Below are 13,577 nucleotides of genomic sequence, written 5' to 3' on the forward strand. Positions count from 1 at the left end.
GTCTCTGTGACTGGTTCGATACGGGTGAGTACCCGTTGCCGCGATTTGGTTCCGGCCATGCCTGGCGCCGCTACCCGGCTCGCGTTGTGGGCGCCGGCGGCCCTGCGGTTCCTTTGCCGCCACGGTGCCGGCCTGGGATTTCCTCAACGTTTTTCAAAGTCTCACGAATGCTCATGGTTCGGCAACAACACGCGTTTGCGCTGCTATCGTGGCGTCCATGGTTGCGACCCCGGCCCACGCCGGAACGCATTGCCCACCTCAATCGAGCCATTCACGAAAGACCGCATCATGACGATCGAATACACCGCCAGCCCCGCAGCCGCCGCCATCGATGTCCAGCGCCTGTTCCTGGCGCACCGCCAGCACCTGGTGCGCTTCGTCCAGCGCTACACGCGCAGCCTGGAAGACGCCGAGGACGTGGTGCAAAACACCTTCATCGAAGCGATGCGCTGCGCCGACCGCTTTTCCGGCCTGTCGAAGCCGTCGACCTGGCTGTTCGGCATCGCGCTGAACCTGGCGCGCAACCAGGTGCGGCGCAACAGCGCCGATCTGTACGAGCCGGTGGAGGAGGGGTTCATGGAACAGATCGCCGACCAGTTCGCCAATCCGGCCGACCGCTACGCCTCGCGCCAGATCACGCGCCAGATCGATTCGCTGCTGCGCAGCCTGCCGCCGAAGATCCGTGAAACCTTCGACGTGGTGGTCAACGGCGACGCCACCTACGAGCAGGCGGCCGACTATCTGGCGATCCCGGTGGGCACGGTGCGCTCGCGCGTGTCGCGGGTGCGCGCCGCCGTGCGCCAGCAGTTCGGCAGCGCGGCATGAAGCATTCTTTTTAGCAAATCGTTGTTGCCGCGCATCATTTTTCGCAGGGGCGGGCGCCGAACTTCTCAACGATTTTCAAAATCCCAGGAAGATGCGGGCCAAAGTGCCGATCGTAGTGTTTTTCCTGATACATTGTTAAATAAGAATTTAAAATTCCAAATATTAAACTTTCGCTACGCCCTTTTACGCCATGGAGAAATTGTCATGATGTCCGCGCCTGTTTCCTGCGCCGCGACGTCGCCCGCCCAACCGGCCGTCGACGTCCAGCGCCTGTTCATCGAACACCGCCAGCACTTGCTGCGTTTCGTGCAACGCTACACGCGCAGCCTGGAAGACGCCGAGGACGTGGTGCAAAATACCTTCATCGAAGCCATGCGCTGCGCCGACCGGTTTGCCGGCCTGTCGAAGCCGTCGACCTGGCTGTTCGGCATCGCGCTGAACCTGGCGCGCAATCAGGTGCGCCGCAACAGCGCCGACCTGTACGAGGCGGTGAAGGAGGGATACTTCGAGCAGATCAAGGACCAGCGCGCCAATCCGGCCGAGCTGTGCGAATCGCGCCAGATCAGCTCCAGGGTGGACGCGCTGCTGCGCAGCTTTCCGCCGAAAATACGCGAGACCTTCGACGTCGTGGTCAGCCGCGACATCACCTACGAGGAAGCGGCCGACTATCTGGCGGTCCCGGTGGGCACCGTGCGTTCGCGCGTCTCGCGGGTACGCGCCGCCGTGCGCGAACAGTTCGGCGCCAGCGCCTAGCCGATCCACTCCTGTGCGGCCATCAGCCGCCGCGCCAGGTCGCCCACCTGCGCCATGCAGGCCGGTACGGTGGCCAGCGGGACGCCCAGATAGCAGGCTTGCTGTCCTGCGCCCGGCTCGGATGCGTGCTGCCGCATGCCGTCGCGCGCCAGCAGCAGTGCCGTGCCGAACAGCGATGCGGGCACGGTGCGGCGCGGCGTTGCGCCGCTCGCGCCCGCACGAACGCCGCCTGCACCACATCTTCCGCGTCTTCATGGCAGCCGGTATAGCGCGTGACGAAGCCGACCAGCACAGGGCGGTACTGCTTGAACAGATGCGCCAGGCCGGCATGCCCGGCGTCGTTGTCGGTGGCGCTGCCCGATGCCCACATGTCGATTCACATAAAACGTCTTGTATGACACTGCCTTCAATCACCCTTGGATAGGGAAACGGTCGGGACCATGACATCGTTTGCGTGGCCAGGCGTAATGCGGCACAGTTGCGTTACGACGTCATGCGACCCGGCGCCTGCGTTTGCGGGCCGCCGGACACCCGCGCCGCATACGCCGGCGGCGGGTGGTGGGATCGCTTCCCATCGATGCCGGAAAACGCGCCGGTATTCATCATTTACCCGCACGTCTTTTTCCCGGGGGCGCCGCGCGCGCTCGCGACCAGTCACTCGCCATCTGGCAAGCGTGCCGGGTGCACTTTAACAGCACTGGAATGCCCCCGCCGCATACGTGAAGAAGACTTCGCGCGCGAGGGTTTCGCGCCGGTTTGCGTATCGCTGATGGGGCCTGCCGGCAAGGGATCGTCGCCGAGCAGAAGGTCGGCATCGGCCAGCGTTGTTGATCGACTTGTGCTTGGCTTGACGCTGTTGTGGCGGGCGGCGAAGCCGAACCGGCCGGTCACGTTCAGACCGCCGTGTCATTGCGGCGCGGGCGCAACGGTGCCTCCTGAAGGCACGGTGCGTCTCATCGCATTCACGGCCAGGATAATATTATTACGCGTAAACATTCTGTGAAAATCCATCCTTACTTTTTAGATGAATAGTAATGTCCGTTCATTAATTTTATTCAATATTGGTAGTCTCATCATATTTATTTCGAATCGCGGTTTATCGGACCGTGCGAGCAAAAAATGACGAACTACCTTGCCTGTCGCGGTGCCACGCGCTCTTCCAGATCAGCGCCCAAAAAAAACAACAGTGAACTTCATAGATGTCGCAATTTTTGGGGATAAATGTAAGACTGGCCATGTCGTCGTCCAGTATCTGCTCATCAATTTCGGCATGCATCTTAGCGAATCCGATCAAGATTGCGGGTATCGATGATGTTAATAGTTTCAATATGTATCGTCGCAGACCTTGATCGTGCGGCGCCCAGGGGGATGAATCCGGCCCTTGTTTTGATCCGAAACATCGTGGAGAAATCATGATTATTAAAAACATCATCGTGCGCACTGCAAGCGTTGTGCTGCTCGCATTGGGCTTGCACAGTTCAGTTTTAGCTGGCGAGCACGGCACTGCTGAAGAAGCGACGGTGCTTGTCAAGAAAGCGGTGGCTTATCTCGAAGCGAATGGCAAGGATAAGGCGTTTGCCGAATTCAGCAATCCGGCCGGCACGTTCCGGGACCGCGACCTGTATATTTTCGTCATCGACATGAATGGCCTGGAGCTGGCGAACGGCGCTAATTCCAAGATCATCGGCAAGAATGTGCTCGAACTGAAAGACGCCGATGGCAATGCCATGGTCAAGAATCTTATCGCCTTGGCCAATGGCAAAGGGAAGGGCTGGGTCGATTACAGCTGGCCTAACCCGATGACGCACAAGGTTGATCGGAAATCCACCTATCTTGAAAAATCCGGTGACGTTCTTGTCGCCAGCGGCATCTATAAATAGCCGCGCCAGGCAATGCCGGCAGCGGTGCCGATTCAATGGCGCGGCGGATTTCTATCCGGATGGTTGGCCGGCCGGTAGCGGCCGGATAAGCAGATCACCCAGCTCGTCAGGTCATTGTTCCGCGCCACCGTGGCGTCCACGCAGGACATGCCTTGACGGGGCGCCCGCAATGGGAACCCGGCCCCGCCAAATATTCAACTTATTTGTAAGGAATTACCCATGAACCGATATGTATTCGCCGTGTGCGCAATTGTTTGCAACGTCGCCATGGCGCAAAGCAGTGTCACTGTGTATGGCGTGGCTGACGCCGGCATCGTCGCGGAATCCGGTGGCCCTGCGGGCAGCGTTACCAAGATGGTGGGCGGTGTGGAAGGTGGATCGCGGCTCGGCTTTCGCGGCACGGAAGATCTGGGTAGGGGTGTGGCGGCAATATTTGCCCTTGAAATGGGCATCAATCTCGACACTGGTACCAGTGCCCAGGGCGGCGTTTTGTTCGGCCGCCAAGCCTTTGTCGGCTTGAGCAGTCCGGCTGGCGCCCTGACCCTCGGCCGTCAATATACCCCCCTGTTTCTTTCCCTGTCGGCGGTTGATCCCTTTCAAGCATTCAGCACGGCCGGTTCCGCCGCCAATCTGATGTCCAACGCGGGGATCCGGATGAATAACACGATCAAGTATGCGTCCGCGCCGGTGAACGGCTTCAATGGCGAGCTCGCCTATGGACTGGGCGAAGTCCCGGGCAGTTCAAGGGTGGGAAGGCAGCTCGGCGCGGCGCTGGGCTATGTACGGGGTCCGCTGAGCCTGCGGCTGGGCTATGCCAACGTCAATAGCATTCCCGTGGGCCCGGCCCCTATGACAACGGGAAAAACGACCATGCTGGGCGGGGTCTATGACTTTCGCGTAGTCAAACTCTCCCTCGGTGTCGCCTCGAATAAGGGCACCGTGAATGTGAATACCAGGATCGACCCGAATCCGGCCGCGAAATCGCGCGATACGATTCTCGGAGTGACGCTTCCTGTAGGCGCGGGAAATATCAGGGCTTCAGCGGTCTTTAAGCACGACCGCAGCCCGACCGACCGTAACGCCAGACAGTTGGGTGCGGCTTATAACTATTTCATCTCGAAGCGTACCGACGTGTATATTGCCTATGCGCGCATCCATAACGATGTGCTCGCCGGCGCCACCGGTTTTTACACCGTTGGCAATGCCACCGAGGCCGGTAGCGGGAATAAGGCTTTTAATCTCGGCATGCGCCACAGTTTCTAGCGCGGATTTCCATCGGCATCGGCACGTACCTGGCGACGCATCGGGCGCCGGGACATCGTTATCCAGGCCGCGCTGCGGCGGCCCGCTGCACCGCTTGCGTCGGCGTGCCGCCGCGCGCCTCATCGGCTCGCTTCTCCGAACAAGCGGGTCAGCAACTGGCCGAATTTTTCCATCCGGTCGGGCTGGGTCGGTTTGATCACCCCGCGTTCCTGCAACACGGCGATCAGCTTGACCGGCCCGGTGCGATTGTTGCCCACGATTTCCACATGGCCCGCCTTGACTTCCACGATGCTGACCAGCGGGTCGCTGTCCACGGCCGGGTTGCGTTGCTCCGCCAGGGAAAAAATCGCATCCGATTCGACGCAGGCGCCGTTGCTCATGCGCCGGCAACTGCCGCTTTCATCGGTCATGATCTTGAGAAAGTCCGTCACCCTCGGATCGAGCGCGCCCGGCGCGCGGATGAAGGGCGACGTGGCGGTGATTTCCGACCATTTATCGCCCGTGACAATCTGGCAGATCGGTCCGACCAGTCCGAGCGAGAGCGTCTTCCAGAGCGGACTGCCGCAATGGCGCGCCGCCGCGATGCCGCCGAACGGTCCCGATACCGTCACCAGGCGCAGTTGGACATCCTTGCCGTCGATGGCATCGGGATGGCTGACGGACATCGCCTTGCGCGCGATCAGGGCACCCTGGCTGTGGCCCAGCACGGTGATGTGCTTGTTGTCCATGTTCCGGGCCAAGGCGGTGAGCGCCGTGTCGAGCTGGCCGGCGCTGGCACTCAGGCTGTCGCGGTCGTTGTAAGTGAAACACGCGGTCTGCTGGCCGTGAAAGGCCAGCACCTGGGCCATGCCACGGTAGCGCCCGGCCGAGCTGAAACAACCATGCACCAGCACGGTGACCGGCTCCTGGGCGTTCAGTTTCAGGGTGTGGTCGCCGCTGTCGGTGCACTGGCTCAGGCCAGCTATGACCATGCTGACGTTGGCCGGCGGCAGGCGCGAGCCGTCGATGGTCAGCAGCGCCGGCTCGGCCGGTGGCGGCGTGGCGCAACCCGTCATGAGCCCGAGGGTGGCCAGGGCCACGGCAGCTGCGGGAATTTTCGTCATTTGTTATTCCATGGTAAGTATGCGTGTACTTCCGAGTGTAGCCGATCGCGCCGTCGGCAGGGCCAATGGCTGCGTACCGGCGCGTCATGATCGGGCCAGTCAGCAACGGCAGGGCTGCCGGCGCGGTTTTCCGCGCCGCGTGCGCACTACTCAAAGGAAATTATATTTACTTCGTGGAAATGGCACCATGGCGGTGTATGATTTCTTATCGACAGAGCCTTGTCCTGATCAGTGGTGGCGAGAATGCGGCCGGGTGTACATTTTCTTTCGGCGTGGGCGGCTGGCCTGGCCATGCTGTTCTGTAGCGGAGCGGCACTCGGCGCCGCCGTCAGCCCTGTGCTTGCCGACAGCACCCGCGTGATCCGGCTGTCCTCGCTCGAATGGCCTCCCTACACGGGCGTGTCCTTGCCGCGCCAGGGCGCCACCACGGCGGTGATCGCCGCCGCGCTGGCCAGCATGGGCTACCGCCTGGAAGTGGCCTATTTTCCCTGGACCCGCGCCACCGCCCTGATCCGGCACGATTCTCCCTTTGCCGGGTATTACCCCGAATACCTCTCGGCCGATCTGGCGCGCGAGTTTCTCGTTTCCGACCCGATCGGCAGCGGTCCGCTCGGCTTTGCTTACCAGGCCGCCGCACCGGTGCATTGGGATAGCCTGGCCGACCTGTCGAAATACCGTATCGGCGTCGTGGAAGGCTATGTCAATACCGACGAATTCGATCGGCGGGTGCGCCAGGGCAAGCAAATGATCGATCCCGCCGTGAACGACAAGCAGAACCTGCGCAAGCTCGCCGCCAGGCGCGTGCCGCTGGTGTTGATCGACCGGCGCGTGTACGACCATCTGGTCCGCAACGACCCCGACCTGCACCCGCTGGCGCCGACCTTGCGTTTCCATCCCCGCCTGCTGGAAGACAAGAAGCTCTACATTTGCTTTCGCCCCAACGCCGAGGGCGAGCGCGTGCGCGCGCTTGTCAACGCGGGCTTGAAACGGATCGATATCGAGGCCGTGATGGCGGCGGCCCTGGGCGCCGGCAGTGCGCACTAGTCCTTGGCGCAAGCCGGCCCCGGGGCAATCCATCCAGTTCGGCCATCCGGATCAATGCGACTCATGACTGCCAGGCATCGGGGCCGCCAGCCCCGCCGCTTGCTGGCCCCGCCCGGCCATCCGTCGTGGCCACGCTGACGCAATTGCGCCCGCGCAGCTTGGCCGCATACAAGGCGCCGTCGGCGCGGTGCAGCAGGTCGCTCATCTCGACGGCATCGGCGTGGTTCACCGATGCGATGCCGATGCTGACCGTGACGGCGACGTCGCCGTACGCGGTAGGCACCGTGGCATCGGCCATGGCGCCGCGCATGCGCTCGGCGACGATGAGGGCGCCCTCGGGGTCGCAGTCGGGCAGCACCGCGAGCAGTTCCTCGCCGCCATAGCGCCCGAAGGAATCGTAGTTTCTCAGGGTCGCGGCCATGCGCCGCGTCGCTTCGCGCAATACCTCGTCCCCGGCCAGGTGGCCGTAGGTATCGTTGATGCGCTTGAAATGATCGAGATCGGCGAAGATCACCGATAAAAAATCGGGCGTGCGCACCCGTCGTGCGATCTCCTTTTGCAGCACGTCGAGGATCGCGCCGCGGTTGAAGATGCCGGTCAGGGCGTCGCGCGTGGCTTGCCGGCGCAGTTCCTGTTCCAGGTCGACGATGCGGCGCCCGGCGCGCAAGCGCACCCGCATTTCCTCGGCGATGAAGGGTTTGGCGACGTAATCGTCGGCCCCGGCATTCATGGCCGCGACGATGAATTCGGTTTCCGTGCGCGAGGTCAGCATGATCATGTAGACATACCGCTCCAGGCCGGCCTGGCGGATGTTGTGGCAGACATCGGTGCCGTCCAGGCCGGGCATCATCCAGTCCAGCACCGCCAACAAGGGCCCGTCGGCTTGCAGCAGGATCGCCTCGGCGCTCAAGCCGTCGGCCGCGACCACGACCTCGTAACCCCATTCGGACAGCACGTCCTGCAGGTACAAGACGGAAATCGGATCGTCGTCGGCGACAAGCACTTTCATTGGTTCAGTTCCAGGGTCGTGGTCAATGTGGCCGACAATTCATCGATGCACAGCGCCAGGTAGCGTGCGGCGCCATCCAGGTCATCCGCGCCGGCGTCGCTGCCGGCGCGCGCCATGCTTTCCAGCGCACCCGCCGCCTGCGCCGTCGTGTCGCCGCTCAAGGTCGCGGCGGCACCCTTGATGCGGTGCGCCGTGCGTTCCAGCAGGCGGGCGTCGTTCGTTTCGAGGCCGCTGTGCAGGTGGCGCACGAGCTCGGGCGCCGTATCGATGAACGATTTTGCCATGAGGTACAATAAATCGCGCTTTCCGCGCGCGCGCTCCAGTGCCAGCGCGCGGTTGAAGATGGGCGTGGTGGCCGCCGCCCCGGTGGCCGGCACCCCGGTGGCCGGCACCCCGGCCGCCGGCTCGTCGTCCGGCGCCGGCGCCGCCGATGGGCCGTGCGCGGCGGTCCACGGTCGTTCCAGGCAGGCATACAGGTCGAGTGGCTCGATCGGCTTGGCCAGATAGTCGTCCATGCCCGCTGCCAGGCAGGTCTGGCGGTCGCCCGCCATCGCGTGGGCAGTCACCGCCACGATATGGATATGCGCGCCCGAGGCGCCCTCGCGGCGGCGGATTTCGGCGCTCGTCTGGTAGCCATCCATTTCCGGCATCTGGCCATCCATCAGGATGGCGTCGAAGCGGCCTGCGTCGAGCATGCGCAATACCTCGGTCCCATTGGCGGCCACGGCGAAGGTGTGGCCGCGGCTGCGCAGCAGCTCGGCAACCAGCATCCGGTTGACCGGATGGTCGTCGGCGACCAGCACGTGCAGGCGCTTGCGCGGGGGCGCCACGGGGGCCGCCGCCATGTCTGGCGGGCTTGGCGCGGCGGGGCCGGCGGCGCCGTTCCTGACGATGCCCATCAAGGTGTTGAACAGCTCCGAATGCCTGACGGGCTTGGTGATAAATGCCGTCAATCCCGCCGCCAGTCCGGCTTGCAGCGCGGCGCCGTCGTCCTGGGCCGGCAGCATGACGATGATCGATGCCGGCGCCAGCCCGGCGGCGCCCAGGGTGACGGCCAGCGGCGCGCTGCCGCCGCCGGCCAGCGCGGCGCTGCAGATGGCCGCGCAAAACGGCTGCGCGTGCGCACCGTCGCGCGGCGGCTGCAGCGCCAATTGCCGCGTCAGTTCGGCGTGGTCCCGCACCAGCGCCGGACGCATTTTCCAGCTGCGCAGCAGGTTGACGATGATCTGGCCGGAGGTGGCATTGTCGTCGATGACCAGCACCGGCTTGTGTTGCAGCCCGGCGTCGCCCGGCCCCTGGTCCGGCGCCGCCGTGCCCTGCGCAAGCTGGACCGGCAGGGTGAAGTGGAACTCGGTGCCCACCCCGGGTTCGCTCTCGACCCACAGCTGTCCGCCCATCAGGCCCACCAGCTGGGAGACGATCGCCAGTCCCAGCCCGGTGCCGCCGTATTCGCGGGTGGTGGAGGCATCGGCCTGGACGAACGACTCGAAGATATGCTCCTGCTGCTGGCGCGACATGCCGATCCCGGTATCGCGCACCTTGAACTCGAGTTCGGCGTAGCCGGCATGGCGCGCGTGCTGGCTGACCGTCAGCACGACTTCGCCGCGCGCGGTAAACTTGATCGCATTGCTGGCCAGGTTGATCAGGATCTGCACCAGCCGGCCCTTGTCGGCGACGATCATGTCGGGAACCTCGGGCGCGATGTCGAAGGCCAGTTCCAGGCGCTTTTCCGCCGCCCCCGCCGCCAGGGTCCGGAACACATTGGCGACTTCTTCGCGCAGGTCGAAGGCCACTTTTTCCAGCACCAGCTTCTTGGCCTCCATCTTGGAAAAATCGAGGATATCGTTCAGCAGGCGCAGCAGGGAGTCGGCGGACGACTGGATCAGTTCCATGTATTCGCGCTGCTGGATCGATAAGCCCGTTTTCAGCACCAGCCGCGTGAAGCCGACGATGCAATTCATCGGCGTACGGATTTCATGGCTCATGTTGGCCAAAAACTCGCTCTTGGCCTCGTTGGCCGACTCCGCCTTGTGCTTGGCTTCCTGTAACTGGATTTCGAATTTCTTGATCGAGGTGACGTCGTGGTCGGTGCCGCGATAGCCGAGGAGGGTGCCGTCGCGGTCGAGCACCGGCACCGCCGACGATTCCAGATAGCGATCGCTGCCGTCGCGGTGGCGCCAGCGGATCAGCCAACTGTTCCAGCCCTCGCCGCGCTGCTGCAGCTGGCGCAGCCGCTCGGCCACCATGGCCCGTTCTTCGGGGTGCACGTAGCGTAGCATGGTCTTGCCGGTCAGTTCCTCGGCCCCGTGGCCGAGCATGGCCTGGACCGCCGGGTTGGAATAACGGATGCGGCCGCCGCTGTCGAGCGACCAGATCCAGTCCTTGGTGGTCTCCACGATCGAGCGGAATTTTTCCTCGCTCAGCCTGAGCTGGTCTTCCGTCTGTTTGCGGTGGGTGATGTCGTTGTACAGGCACAGCAGATGGGGTACGCCGGACAACTCCACCAGGTCGGCTGAAAACAGGACGCTGATCACGGCGCCGCCTGCCGTTTTCATGGCCGCTTCGCAGTCGCTGACCGAGCCTTCCTGGCGCAGCCGCGCCATCATCGACAGCTGGGCGTCGGGCGCGAGCCAGTAATCGAACAGGGAGGCGGGGTGGGTGAGCAGCGCGGCGCGCTCCTGCCCGATCAGCTCGCAAAAGGCATCGTTCACTTCCAGGAAGTGGCCATCGGCCATGCTGCTGACGGTAATCGCCACCGGGCTCATGCTGAAAATCTTGGAAAAGCGTTCTTCCAGCTGGCGCATGTGTTCCTCGACCTGCTTGCGCTCGCTGATATTCATCATCGCGCCGATCATGCGCACCGCCGCGCCGGCCTCGTCGTGGATGATATAGCCGCGATCGTGCACGTGGGCATAGCTGCCGTCCGCGCAGCGGAAACGGTATTCGCCGGTCCAGTAGCGCCCGCCCTCGTGGATTTCATGCTCGACTTCGGCGATGACCCAGTCGCGGTCGTCGGGGTGGATCTGGTCGATCCACCACTGGGCCGGGGAAGTGCCGCCGGCCATCGCGTGACCGAAGGTGTGCTCGATGCCCGCGTTCCACCAGATGCGGTCGGTGCCGAAGTCCCAGTCCCATACCGTATCGTTGGTGGCGCGCGCGACCAGGTTGAAACGCTCCAGGGTGGTGCGCAGGTCATCCTCGGCGCGCTTGCGCTCGCTGACATCGACGCCCACCATCGCGTACGAACTCGGTTCCCCCTCCTGGTGCGCGATGCGGACCACGGAAAACAGAAAGGGGACCATGCCGCCGCCGCGGTTGCACAGGTCGAGTTCGCCGCGCCAGGCCGCCACCGACGCTTCCTGCAAAATGCCCGCCAGGCGGTCGCCATCCGTACCGGGACAAGTGAACGCCGCCATCGACAGGCCGCCGCAGTCTTCCTCGGCACCGATGCCGAGCAAGCCGCGCCCGGCGCCGTTCAGATAGAGAATGCGCTGCTGGCCGGAGACAAAGGCCACCAGGTTCGGCGTGGCATCGAGGAAGGCACTGAAGCGCGAGCTGACTTCGGACGCATGGCGCTCGGCGCTGATGTCGCGCAGGATCGCCACCGACAGGCGGCCGCCTTCGTGGCGCGCTTCGCGCACCGCGATATGCAGGGGGAACAGCGCGCCATCCTTGCGTTGTGCGTCGACCTGCACGCCGTGCGCGCTGTCCGGCCGGGCAGGATCGTCCGCCTGCGCCTGCGCGCCGCTATGGCTGGGCGGTGGTGGGGCGGGGATCAGCAAGGTCAGGGGGGCGCCCAGAACCTCGTTCGCCGCATAGCCGAACATGGCCGCGGCTGCCGGGTTGATCGACCTGATGGCGCTGTTCTCGTCGATGGTCAGCAAGCCTTCGGCCATATTGTCGACCACCGCCTGGAGCTTGCCTTCGCCCGCGCGCGCCGCCTGCCTGGCCGCCAGCAGGGCCGCGATCAGGGGCGAGACTTGCCAGTGCAGCAGCAAGGTGCCGCACACGAACAGCACGGCCAGCACCGTCATCATGGTCGAGATTTGCGTGCGGATCGGCTCGTACAGCTCGACCGCATCCTGCTTTACCACCAGGCCCAGTCCGGTGGCGCCGATCGGCCCGTAGGCGGCGATCACCATCTGGCCGCGGTAATCTTTCGCCGCCACCAGCCCGGTCTTGCCGTTCAGGGCGATGCTCATCGGCAGTTGCTGGCCGTTGCGCAGGCGCGAGGTGGCGCGAAAACCCTGGGCGTTCAGGCGGCTCGGCAGGCAATTCATCCGCTCCTTGCCCGCCGCCGCGCAGATCGCGATATCGCCGCTGTTTCCCAGCAGCGCGGCATCGGCCAGCAAGGTTTGCACGATGGCCAGCTTGCGCTCGGCCAGGATGCTGCCGATGATGGCGCCATCTTTGCGCACCGGCACCGCGATCTTCAGGATGGGGACCGCCGACCAGAGCAGCTCATGTCCATCGTTCAGGCGCAGGGTAATCGGTGCGCCAGTGTCGGGCGTGCCGGCGTGCAGCAGGATGCTGCCGTCCGGCCCGGTCGCGGTCACCGAGGCATAACCATCGCCGAGCAAATGCTGCCCCAGTTCGGAGGCCAGCGCCGCGTTACCCGCGGCGCCGGGCGTGCGCGCGTATTCCTTGAGCAGGGCGGGATCGGTGGAGAGCGAACGGGTCTGCAAAATCGTGTTTTCCAGCACAAAATTCAAGAGTTGGGCACGATTCGAATGCGCCGCGCTCATATTCAGGTGCAAGGCCGTTTCGGTGCGGTGGGCCGACATGACGGAACTGGTCATCCCGGCCGACAGCGCCATCGACAGCAGGATGATGGTGGCGAGCGCGGTAATGCGCTTGTCGCCGCGTTCGCGGCTGGCGCTGCGCTCCTTGACGCCCTGGTACCAGCGTAGCCACAGCGCGCCGCCCAGCAGCAGAAAGCCGAATGCCGAGTGCGGCGCCATCCCGACGAAGCGATACCACTCGTAGAGCAGGTCGAGCTTGAGCGAATAGCCGGTCACGCCGACGATGCCGAGCGCAACGAGCAAGAGGCACAGCAGCTGGACCAGCCGCTCGCTGCCGCCGCGCGCACTGTGCCGGTTCTGCAGCAAGAGGCAGACGCCGGCCAGCCAGAAGCCGGCGCAGGACAGGGGCGACATGCGTCCGGGATGCGGGTTGGGATCGACCAGCCACACATCGACGAACAGCTGGTCGACATGCAAATTCATGGCAAGCAAATTTTGCAGGGCCGCCACGCCGCTCACGGCCAGCATGGCGATGGCGGCGCAGGTGCGTGCCGGCCGCGCACGGCGCCCGGAAACGCACAGGGCGGCGCCGGCAAACACGAAACACAGCGCGGTATTGAACACCATCGCGATGGCCCCGGGGACGAGCTGCACCAGCGCGCCCGAGTGCAGGCTCCAGCCGGCCACCACCGCCGTGCCTAAAAGCAGCACCAGCGCGCCCAGCAATCGTTCAAGCTGTGAGAAGGTCAAGACCATCGCCTTTCGTGACGTTGATCGCCGCGACGGGCGCGGCCCGGGCGCCCCGGCACGCCCTGGGTCTGGCCAGGCCGGCCCGGACATGTCCTTGCGTGTGCGCCAGCACGGCCGCGCGACACAGGTGTTTTTTGCGCGCCAATTGGCCGACTATACAAGATTGTTCGCGGCGTTCGCTACATTTCGGATGGGTTCGTCAAAAAAA

At 64.2% G+C, this 13,577-nt stretch carries 10 protein-coding genes and 1 pseudogene; 5 read left to right on the forward strand and 6 right to left on the reverse strand.

Annotated elements, in window-relative coordinates:
- Positions 1–288: 288 nt before the first annotated feature.
- On the forward strand, positions 289–825 hold the full coding sequence (locus IV454_RS18950) for an RNA polymerase sigma factor (RefSeq protein WP_206087340.1): 537 nt from the start codon (positions 289–291) through the stop codon (positions 823–825).
- Positions 826–1,029: 204 nt separating this feature from the next.
- Entirely contained in the window at positions 1,030–1,578 is a 549-nt protein-coding gene (locus tag IV454_RS18955; protein ID WP_206087341.1) for an RNA polymerase sigma factor, read from the forward strand.
- On the opposite strand, the gene IV454_RS32905 is transcribed toward IV454_RS18955, so the two are convergent.
- From IV454_RS32905 to IV454_RS18965, 3 genes and pseudogenes are all read right to left on the reverse strand, one after another.
- On the reverse strand, positions 1,575–1,763 hold the full coding sequence (locus tag IV454_RS32905) for a hypothetical protein (protein ID WP_229521708.1): 189 nt from the start codon (positions 1,761–1,763) through the stop codon (positions 1,575–1,577). The genes IV454_RS18955 and IV454_RS32905 overlap by 4 nt on opposite strands.
- Positions 1,764–1,798: 35 nt before the next feature.
- Positions 1,799–1,948 (reverse strand): annotated as a pseudogene (locus IV454_RS33565) (RNA polymerase sigma factor); the annotation flags it as partial.
- A 284-nt stretch (positions 1,949–2,232) separates the two neighbouring features.
- A complete protein-coding gene (locus tag IV454_RS18965) occupies positions 2,233–2,469 on the reverse strand; it encodes a hypothetical protein (protein WP_206087343.1) in 237 nt (78 codons plus the stop codon).
- Between the two features lie 521 nt (positions 2,470–2,990).
- Between IV454_RS18965 and IV454_RS18970 the strand changes: the two genes are divergently transcribed.
- Together IV454_RS18970 and IV454_RS18975 are read left to right on the forward strand one after the other, a co-directional pair.
- Positions 2,991–3,458: a cache domain-containing protein gene (locus IV454_RS18970; protein ID WP_206087344.1), complete on the forward strand. Its 468-nt coding sequence runs from the start codon at positions 2,991–2,993 to the stop codon at positions 3,456–3,458.
- 219 nt (positions 3,459–3,677) lie between these two features.
- Positions 3,678–4,721: a porin gene (locus IV454_RS18975; RefSeq protein WP_206087345.1), complete on the forward strand. Its 1,044-nt coding sequence runs from the start codon at positions 3,678–3,680 to the stop codon at positions 4,719–4,721.
- 119 nt (positions 4,722–4,840) lie between these two features.
- Here the strand turns inward: IV454_RS18975 and IV454_RS18980 are convergent, their stop codons facing one another.
- Positions 4,841–5,824: an esterase/lipase family protein gene (locus IV454_RS18980; RefSeq protein WP_206087346.1), complete on the reverse strand. Its 984-nt coding sequence runs from the start codon at positions 5,822–5,824 to the stop codon at positions 4,841–4,843.
- Positions 5,825–6,115: 291 nt separating this feature from the next.
- Between IV454_RS18980 and IV454_RS18985 the strand changes: the two genes are divergently transcribed.
- Positions 6,116–6,868 (forward strand): substrate-binding periplasmic protein, encoded by a 753-nt coding sequence (locus IV454_RS18985; RefSeq protein ID WP_206087347.1) that lies wholly within the window; start codon positions 6,116–6,118, stop codon positions 6,866–6,868.
- Positions 6,869–6,929: 61 nt separating this feature from the next.
- On the opposite strand, the gene IV454_RS18990 is transcribed toward IV454_RS18985, so the two are convergent.
- A complete protein-coding gene (locus IV454_RS18990; protein ID WP_206087348.1) occupies positions 6,930–7,877 on the reverse strand; it encodes a GGDEF domain-containing protein in 948 nt (315 codons plus the stop codon).
- Positions 7,874–13,369, reverse strand: a complete 5,496-nt coding sequence (locus IV454_RS18995; protein WP_206087349.1) for a PAS domain S-box protein — start codon at positions 13,367–13,369, stop codon at positions 7,874–7,876. The genes IV454_RS18990 and IV454_RS18995 overlap by 4 nt, the downstream gene beginning before the upstream one ends.
- Positions 13,370–13,577 lie beyond the last annotated feature (208 nt).

It is taken from the genome of Massilia antarctica, from assembly GCF_015689335.1.
Taxonomy (GTDB): domain Bacteria; phylum Pseudomonadota; class Gammaproteobacteria; order Burkholderiales; family Burkholderiaceae_D; genus Telluria_A; species Telluria_A antarctica.

What these genes read in the sequence shown, in the direction of transcription:
- IV454_RS18990 (WP_206087348.1), bottom strand. Translation starts at nt 7,877, where the DNA reads ATGAAAGTGCTTGTCGCCGACGACGATCCGATTTCCGTCTTGTACCTG.
- IV454_RS18970 (WP_206087344.1), top strand. Translation starts at nt 2,991, where the DNA reads ATGATTATTAAAAACATCATCGTGCGCACTGCAAGCGTTGTGCTGCTC.
- IV454_RS18980 (WP_206087346.1), bottom strand. Translation starts at nt 5,824, where the DNA reads ATGACGAAAATTCCCGCAGCTGCCGTGGCCCTGGCCACCCTCGGGCTC.
- IV454_RS18975 (WP_206087345.1), top strand. Translation starts at nt 3,678, where the DNA reads ATGAACCGATATGTATTCGCCGTGTGCGCAATTGTTTGCAACGTCGCC.
- IV454_RS18985 (WP_206087347.1), top strand. Translation starts at nt 6,116, where the DNA reads ATGCTGTTCTGTAGCGGAGCGGCACTCGGCGCCGCCGTCAGCCCTGTG.
- IV454_RS18955 (WP_206087341.1), top strand. Translation starts at nt 1,030, where the DNA reads ATGATGTCCGCGCCTGTTTCCTGCGCCGCGACGTCGCCCGCCCAACCG.
- IV454_RS18950 (WP_206087340.1), top strand. Translation starts at nt 289, where the DNA reads ATGACGATCGAATACACCGCCAGCCCCGCAGCCGCCGCCATCGATGTC.